The sequence below is a fragment of the Rhodococcus sp. IEGM1428 genome (genome assembly GCF_050321865.1).
GTDB lineage: Bacteria > Actinomycetota > Actinomycetes > Mycobacteriales > Mycobacteriaceae > Rhodococcoides.
Genome location: NZ_JBNQFW010000003.1, coordinates 722341 through 730537 on the forward strand (window position 1 = coordinate 722341; position 8197 = coordinate 730537).

7 protein-coding genes are annotated in these 8197 nt (G+C 64.0%); 4 read left to right on the top strand and 3 right to left on the bottom strand.

From position 1 onward, the window contains the following. The first annotated feature begins 10 nt into the window (after positions 1–10). Together ACQR3T_RS18210 and ACQR3T_RS18215 are read left to right on the top strand one after the other, a co-directional pair. Positions 11–817, top strand: coding sequence for an ABC transporter ATP-binding protein (locus tag ACQR3T_RS18210; protein ID WP_032376355.1), 807 nt, complete (start codon positions 11–13; stop codon positions 815–817). Positions 818–897: 80 nt separating this feature from the next. Next, complete coding sequence (locus tag ACQR3T_RS18215) at positions 898–1791, top strand: siderophore-interacting protein (RefSeq protein ID WP_032376356.1); 894 nt, start codon at positions 898–900, stop codon at positions 1789–1791. On the opposite strand, the gene ACQR3T_RS18220 is transcribed toward ACQR3T_RS18215, so the two are convergent. Genes ACQR3T_RS18220 through ACQR3T_RS18230 form a run of 3 tightly spaced genes read right to left on the bottom strand, consistent with a single transcriptional unit; the run spans position 1788 to position 5014 of the window. Next, positions 1788–2981 carry an FAD-dependent monooxygenase gene (locus ACQR3T_RS18220; RefSeq protein WP_428694387.1) on the bottom strand — a complete coding sequence of 398 codons (1194 nt, stop codon included), beginning with the start codon at positions 2979–2981 and terminating at the stop codon, positions 1788–1790. The two genes, ACQR3T_RS18215 and ACQR3T_RS18220, sit on opposite strands and share 4 nt — an antisense overlap. A 52-nt stretch (positions 2982–3033) precedes the next feature. Further along, positions 3034–3600, bottom strand: a complete 567-nt coding sequence (locus ACQR3T_RS18225) for a CG0192-related protein (protein ID WP_428694388.1) — start codon at positions 3598–3600, stop codon at positions 3034–3036. Between the two features lie 10 nt (positions 3601–3610). Then, positions 3611–5014 (bottom strand): MDR family MFS transporter, encoded by a 1404-nt coding sequence (locus ACQR3T_RS18230; RefSeq protein ID WP_428694389.1) that lies wholly within the window; start codon positions 5012–5014, stop codon positions 3611–3613. Positions 5015–5077: 63 nt separating this feature from the next. Here ACQR3T_RS18230 and ACQR3T_RS18235 point away from each other — a divergent pair, with 63 nt between their 5' ends. Together ACQR3T_RS18235 and ACQR3T_RS18240 are read left to right on the top strand one after the other, a co-directional pair. Continuing rightward, positions 5078–5962, top strand: a complete 885-nt coding sequence (locus ACQR3T_RS18235) for a phosphoribosylaminoimidazolesuccinocarboxamide synthase (RefSeq protein ID WP_428694390.1) — start codon at positions 5078–5080, stop codon at positions 5960–5962. After that, complete coding sequence (locus ACQR3T_RS18240; RefSeq protein WP_428694391.1) at positions 5959–8085, top strand: S9 family peptidase; 2127 nt, start codon at positions 5959–5961, stop codon at positions 8083–8085. Before ACQR3T_RS18235 ends, ACQR3T_RS18240 begins: the two co-directional genes overlap by 4 nt. The last annotated feature ends 112 nt before the right edge of the window (positions 8086–8197 follow it).

Sequence of the window (8197 nt, forward strand, 5' to 3'; positions counted from 1 at the left end):
GGAGCAAGCGATGACCGAGTCTCGGTTGCACGCAGACGCGATCACGGTCGGGTACGACAAGAGCCTGATCATCGAGAACTTGACCGTTGCGATTCCCGACGGCAAGTTCACCGTCATCGTCGGGCCCAACGCCTGCGGTAAATCGACGCTGCTGCGGGCGCTCTCGCGGCTGCTGAAGCCCTCCCTCGGAGCCGTTCTGCTGGACGGCAAGCTCATTTCGTCGTACCCGGCGAAGGATGTGGCTCGACGCCTGGGCCTGTTGCCCCAGACCTCGATCGCCCCCGACGGTATCTCGGTGGCCGATCTCGTTGCGCGAGGACGGTATCCGCATCAGAAGCTGATCCGGCAGTGGTCGACGGCTGACGAGGGTGCGGTGGTCCAGGCCATGGACGCCACCGGCGTGGCGTCGCTGTCGGCCCGGCCGGTCGACGAACTGTCCGGTGGTCAGCAGCAACGAGTGTGGGTGGCAATGGTTCTCGCGCAACAGACACCGCTGTTGCTCTTGGACGAGCCGACGACGTTTCTCGACATCGCCCACCAGATCGAGCTTCTCGACTTGTTGGCCACACTGCCCCGCGAGAACGGCAATACTCTGGTCGCGGTGCTGCACGACCTCAACCATGCGTGCCGGTACGCCGATCACATCATCGCGATGAAAGAGGGGGCCGTGGTCACCCAAGGTCTGCCTGCGGAGATCGTCACCGCAGAGTTGGTCGAGTCGGTGTTCGGGCTGCCGTGCCGCATCATCGACGATCCGGAATCACACACTCCGTTGGTGATTCCCAAGGTGGTCGGTCACAAGCTAGGCAAGGCTTAGTTTAGAATCGAACACAACGGCCGCCGAGCTAGCCTGAAGGTTCTCTCGAGAAAACGACGAGATATGTATCGAGGACGAAGATGAGTGAAGGATCGCGTGGCTTCTACTACGCCGACGTGGTTTCGGTGGAACAGCTCACGGTGCACATGGTGCGCGTGACGTTCGGCGGCGAGCATGTCGCTTCCTACCGCACCCTCGGGGTACCCGACGAATGTGTCGGCGTCTATTTTCCTCGGGCGGGGGAGATAAAGCCGCCGCCGATGACCGAGGTCGACGGCCTGTGGTGGTTCCACGGTCTGGAGAACCCACCGGAGGGCCGCAACTACACCATCCGCCGCCTCGACGAGGCGCGCGGTGAATTGACCGTCGACTTCTTCGCGCACGAGGGCGGCGTCGCGGCAACCTGGGCGCAGCAGGCCGCCCCTGGGCAGACGGTGCTGTTCACGCGTCCGCGATCGTGGTACTCACCTCCCGCCGACGTCGAATGGCTGCTGCTGGTCGCCGACATGACCGGTTTGCCTGCCCTCGGCCGGCTCGTCGAACAGTTGCCGGCCGGAGCGCAGGCGCACGCCATCGTCGAGGTGCTCGAGCGCGGCGACATCCAATCCTTCGAAACCCCGGCCGACGTCACGTTCGATTGGCGTATCGGTTCCGGAAACGGAGACAGTGCAAGCGTTCTCGACGACGCCGCGTTGGCGTACCCGTTACCCGAGGGACGCGGCTACGTGTGGTTCGCCGGAGAGGCGTCGTCCTCGCGTCGGGTGCGTAAGTATTTCCGAAAGGAATTGGGCTACGACATAGCGCATTTCGACATCATCGGATACTGGCGAGCAGATTCCGAGAAGTGGCTCGAGAAGTACAAGCAGTACCAGGAGGAAGCGCTGGCGGTGTACAACGGCGTCATCGAATCCGGCCGCACCGAGCAGGAAGCCAGTGAGGCATTCGATGCGCTGCTCGAGCGGGTCGGGCTCTAACTCCGGAATACGTAGTTCGGCAACTCCAGCGTCGCCGCGTCGGGACCGAGGAATCTGCTGGTGACCGCTTGCACGGGTTTCGATCCGGCGAGACGAAGTACCCCGCGGAACGCGGCTACTCCCGCAGCGGTTTTCGGATGCGCAACGCGAGGCACGCCGGGCGGAAGCTTCTGAGCCTGCTCGACGAACGGCCGCATGCGTGCCTCGAAGGCCTCGAAGCCGGCGCGATGGTCCTCGGCCCGGGCGAGTTCGCCGGCGAGGACGTAGGCACCGGTGACCGACAATGTGGTGCCCATGCCGCTCAGCGGTGTTGCGCACCAGGCGGCGTCGCCGAGCACCCCGATTCTGCCGTCCGACCAGCGTGGAGCCTTCACCTGCGCGAGGTAGTCGACGTAGAGCTCCGAATCCGGTCCCAGCGAATTCAGGATTCTGGGCACTTCCCAGCCGACGTCGGCGAACTTCGCCCGTAAGGCGGCAATCACCTGCTCGGTGGACGCGCCTTCGTACCCGCCGTCGTCGGACACCCAGGACAGGCTGAAACGCGTCGTGCCGAGGTTGTCCGGGCGAAGATTGGCGACTCTGGATCCGGGGGCATTGCACCAACGCCACCAGCCGTCGTCGCTCGGTCCCTTCGGCAACACCCCGTAGGCGGTGTACAGGCCGACCGGCGTGGTCTCAGCTTCGGCAGGGAACACCAGTTCTCTACTGCTGGAACGAACTCCGTCTGCGAACAGGACGAGATCGAACCTCTCCACGGACGACGACGCGAACGTGACGTCCACGCCGTCGGCATCCTGAACCACGCCGACGACACGATCACCGTACCGGTATTCGGTTCGCGGACCGGCGGATTCGACGAGGATCCGAGCGAACTCGCCGCGCAGAATCTCCAACTCCGCCGTCGGTCCGTCGTGGGAGCCGTCGCCGGCCGGGAAAGCGGCGATGGTGGCATCGTTGTCGTCGACGAATCGGGTGCCCTTCTCGGTGGTGCCGTTGGCGAGCAATGTCGCGTCCATGCCCATCCGCCGCAGCACCTCGCGGCCCGATCCGCGAACATCGATGTTCTGGCCGCCGAGCCGCAAGTGCGGAGCGCGTTCGACGACGGTGACGTCGTAACCGGCCTTGTCGAGCCAGAAGGCCACGGTGGGTCCGGCGATGCTGGCACCGGTGACGAGCACACGAGAAGTCATGGGTCGGGCATGCCCGGGCGGGTGGTAGTTCAATCACCCGGACGAGTTCTGCTCAGGGAGTCAGTTCCACGAGCGGGATCGGATCCTGTTGGCCGGGCCAGGTACCGAACAAGTGCGGCAGCTCGGTGGCAGTAGTGTCGATCACCCGTCGGACATACAGGCGCGGTGACGTCGACGGGTGCCCACCGGTACCCCGGACCCGCGTAGTGGATTCACGTACCGTTCGAGAACCGTCGGGCGAGTGCACCACCAGTTCCGCCTGTTCAGCACCGTCGACGATGGCCGCGGTGGTCACTGTCACGTACACCGGGTCTCCGACGCCGTCGTAGACCCAACGCGTGCCCAGTATCGAATGTTCCATCGTGGCGACGAGATACGCGTCGGCGCAGGCCAGGGGTGCACTGCGATAGGTCAGGGGTACCTGAAACACCGTGCCCGACGGCGTCCGCACGAGATGGGTTTCGACGCCGACCTCTCCGGCCGGATCGTCGAAACGATATGCGCCGACGGCCTCGAGGCCGGTGATATCCCTTTGAGCTGCCCACTCCTGCGTCGGAATCCAGGCCGCAATCGCGTCCAGCTTCGAGGGAACGAGCGAGGCGCGATGAATGATGGACATGCAGAGAACGCTACTTTGCCGCACGCTTCGGCATCAGCACAGCCGCGACGGTCATCAGGACGGCGGCGACCAACACTCCGATGAAGACCAGATGGATGGCGTCGGACAGTTGTTCGGGTTCGGGATCCCCGGACACTCGCGCGTTGACGATCGCCCCGAACACCGCGACGCCGACCGCGCTACCGAGGGAGCGGGCGAACATGTTGGTGGAGGTGACGACGCCGCGTTCGGCCCAATCGACGCTCGACTGTGCTGCGATCAACGTGGGGCTCGCGATCAACCCCATGCCGAGGCCGATGACGAAGCACATCGCCGCGACATGCCAGATCTGCGACTCGGCGTCGAGCAGCGTTGTCAGTGCCGCCCCGACGACGCCGATCGAGCCGCCGACGACCGCGGTGGTTCGGAAGCCGAAACGGAGGTACACCCGACCGGACTGGGATGCGGCGATCGGCCAACCGAGAGTCAGTGTGGACAGCGAGAAGCCTGCGACGATGGCTCCGGTGCCGAACACGCCCTGTACGAAGGTCGGGACGTAGGACGTCAGTCCCAGGATCAATGCGCCGACGAGCAACGAGATGAAGCTGCTGACCACCAGCACCCGCCGGGTGAACACCCACAGCGGCAGGATCGGCTCCTCGGCGCGGGACTCGACCCACGCGAACACCGCCAGCAGTAGGAAGCCCACGACGAAGATCGCGATGCTGATCGGCGAACCCCAGGCCCAGGACTGGCCGCCTTCGAGTAGGCCGAGGAGCACCATTGTCGCGCCGACGGTGAGCAGAGCTGCACCGAGGTAATCGATCTTCGGCTTGGCGCGTTCGACGGCACCCTCCTCGAATTTGCGCAGCAACATGAACGCCGCCACCGCGCACAGAGGAATGTTGACGAAGAAGATCCACCGCCACGACAGATACTCGGAGAAGACGCCACCGAGGGCGGGGCCGAGCACCGACGAGATCGCCCACACGCTGGCCAGGTAGCCCTGCACCTTGGCGCGCTCGGGCAGCGTGTAAATGTCGCCTGCGATGGTGATGGACATCGGCTGGACGGCACCCGCGCCGAGTCCCTGAATCGCGCGGAATGCAATCAGAGCAGGCATGCTCCACGCCAGGCCGCACAGAATCGAGCCCAGGCAGAACACCGCGATGCCGAACACCATGATCTTCTTGCGCCCGAACAGATCGGACAATTTGCCGTAGAGCGGCACCGAGACTGCCTGTGCCAGCAGGTAGATCGAGAACAACCACGGGAACTGCGCGAACCCGCCGAGGTCGCCGACGATGGTGAGCACCGCAGTGGCGATGATCGTCGCGTCCAGCGCTACCAGCGACGAGCTGAGCATGAGCGCGATCAATATCGGTCCGCGTTCGGAGCGGAATCCGATGTCCGGGGTCGATTCGGTCGTTGCCATTGCTACTCATTGTGATCCCTGCCTGCCGACGCGGCGGCACCGGCCCAGATAGTGTTGAACACCGTGCGACCATCATTGAGTAGCTACGAGCATCTGGCCGGCGGCAAGGTCCGCGATCTTTACACCATCGACGACGCGCATCTGCTGCTCGTCGCGAGCGACCGCATCTCTGCGTACGACCACATCCTCGACACCCCGATCCCGGACAAGGGACGGGTGCTGACGGCGATGAGCGTCTTCTTCTTCGAAGAACTCGGCGGCGTGAACCATCTGGCAGGCGACCCGCGAGACGAGCGCATTCCCGCCGAACTGCTCGGCCGCGCCCTGGTGGTGAAGAAGCTGAACATGGTGCCGATCGAATGCGTCGCTCGCGGCTACCTCACCGGCTCCGGTCTGGCCGATTACAAGGCCACCGGAGCGGTCTGCGGAGTCGAGCTGCCGCCCGGCCTGATCGAATCGAGCAAACTCGACGAGGTGATCTTCACTCCCGCCGCAAAAGCGGTACTCGGCGATCACGACGAGAACATCACCTTCGACCAGGCCGTCGAGCAGGTCGGTGCCGAACTTGCCTTCAAATTGCGCGAGGACACCATCGAGATCTACTCGCGCGCAGCAAACTTCGCTCTGGAACGCGGAATCATTCTCGCGGACACCAAGTTCGAGTTCGGTACCGACGCCGACGGCAATCTCGTGCTCGCCGACGAGGTGCTCACTCCCGACTCCTCACGGTACTGGCCCGCCGATTCGTACCAGGAAGGTCGCGTCCAGCCGAGCTTCGACAAGCAGTTCGTCCGCGACTGGTTGACCGGTGAATCCGGGTGGGACCGCAAGTCCGATACCCCGCCACCACCGTTGCCGGACGACATCGTCGCCGCGACACGCAGCCGCTACATCGAGGCCTACGAGCGTATCTCGGGCCTGAACTTCGACGATTGGGTCACGCCATGACGATCATCCCTCCCATTGCCAAGAAGGTGCCGCTGGAGCGCACCCATCACGGTGACACGTTCATCGACAATTACGAGTGGTTGCGCGCCAAGGAAGACCCCGAGGTGATCGCCTACCTCGAAGCCGAGAACGCCTACACCGAGCAGCAGACGGCCGGACTGGAATCACTCCGCGGCAAGATCTTCGACGAGATCAAATCGCGAACCCAGGAGACCGACCTGTCCGTCCCGACGCGCATGGGCCAGTGGTGGTACTACTCGCGCACCGTCGAGGGAAAGTCGTACGGCCTCCAATGCCGTTGCCCCGTCGACTCGCCCGACGACTGGACACCGCCGACGCTGTCGTCCGACGTGGACGTTCCCGGTGAGCAGGTCCTGCTCGACGCCAACGTCGAGGCGGAGGGGCATGACTTCTTCTCCCTCGGTGCGTTCTCGATCAGCCTCGACGGCACGCTGTTGGCGTACTCGACCGATACCGAGGGCGACGAGCGGTACACGCTGCGTTTCAAGAACCTCGAAACCGGAGAACTGCTGGCCGACACCATCGAGAACGTCGCGCCGGGAGCCACCTGGACCGCCGACGCCACGCACGTGTTCTACCTGACGGTCGACGAATCCTGGCGTCCCGACACCGTGTGGCGACACACCCTCGGTAAGACCGAGGACGTCAAGGTCTTCCACGAGCCCGACGAAAGCTACTGGGTAGGTTTCGGTTCCACCCGTAGCGAAAAGTATCTGATGATCTGGGTCGGTTCCAAGATCACCTCCGAGTGCCTCGTCCTGGAATCCACCGATCCCGAGGGCGAGTTCCGCGTCGTACTGCCGCGCACGGACGGCATCGAGTACAGCATCGAACACGCCGTCGTGGCCGGTGAGGATCGCTTCCTCATCACCCACAACGGTTCGGTCAACGGCTGGGGCACCGAGGGGGAGAAGGCCGAGAACTTCCTGCTCGCCGAGGCCCCGGTCTCCGACCCGCTCGATCAGCGCATTCTGGTTCCGCATCAGGGCGACGTCCGAGTCGAGGACATCGACGCCTTCGCCGGCCACCTGATCTTCACCTACCGGCGAGAAGCGTTGACCCGCATGGCGATCTGGCCGCTGACCGACGAGGGATACGGCGAATACCGCGAGCTCGAGTTCGACGAGGAGCTCTATTCGGTCGGAGCCGGCTCGAACCCCGAGTGGGACCAGCCGCTGCTGCGGATGGTCTACACCTCGTTCATCACCCCCGGTCAGGTCTACGACCTCGACATCGCCAGTGGTGAATTGCTGCTCCGCAAATCGCAGCCGGTTCTCGGCAAGTTCGATGCCGGTGACTATGTGCAGCACAGAGATTGGGTCACCGCGGCGGACGGAACGCAGATTCCGCTGTCGGTCATCGCTCGCAAGGACGTCCCCGAGGGCCCGGCTCCCACGTTGCTGTACGGCTACGGATCCTACGAGGCGTCGATGGACCCGTCGTTCTCGGTGGCGAGGTTGTCTCTGCTCGACCGCGGCATCGTGTTCGTCGTCGCACACGTGCGCGGCGGCGGCGAGATGGGTCGCCACTGGTACGACGACGGCAAGACGCTGAAGAAGAAGAACACCTTCACTGACTTCGTCGCTGCCGCACAGCATCTCATCGATACCGGCCGCACCTCACCGAAGTATCTGGTCGCCGACGGCGGTAGCGCAGGTGGACTGTTGATGGGTGCGGTGGCCAACCTGGCACCCGAGCTGTTCAACGGCATCCTCGCCAACGTTCCGTTCGTCGATCCGCTCACCTCCATCCTCGACCCGTCACTGCCGCTGACGGTCATCGAATGGGACGAGTGGGGAAACCCGTTGGCGGACAAGGAGGTGTACGAATACATGAAGTCGTACAGTCCCTACGAGAACGTCGAGGCCAAGGACTACCCGTCGATCCTGGCGATCACGTCCATCAACGACACCCGCGTCCTCTACGTCGAACCCGCCAAATGGGTTGCGGCCCTGCGTGCCACGAAGACGGGGGACTCGGATCTGCTGCTCAAGACCGAAATGAGCGCCGGACACGGGGGAGTGAGCGGACGCTACGAGAAGTGGAAGGAAGCGGCTTTCGAGTACGCGTGGATCGTGAGCGCCTCCGGCGCACGTGCATAGAAACTCGTAGCCTGCTACGTGTGCTGTCTTGATGCATGTGGGACACGGGTGTCTCGATACATGTGGGACACGATTCTAGGCTGCGGGGCGGTGGAGTTGTCCTTGGTAGCGC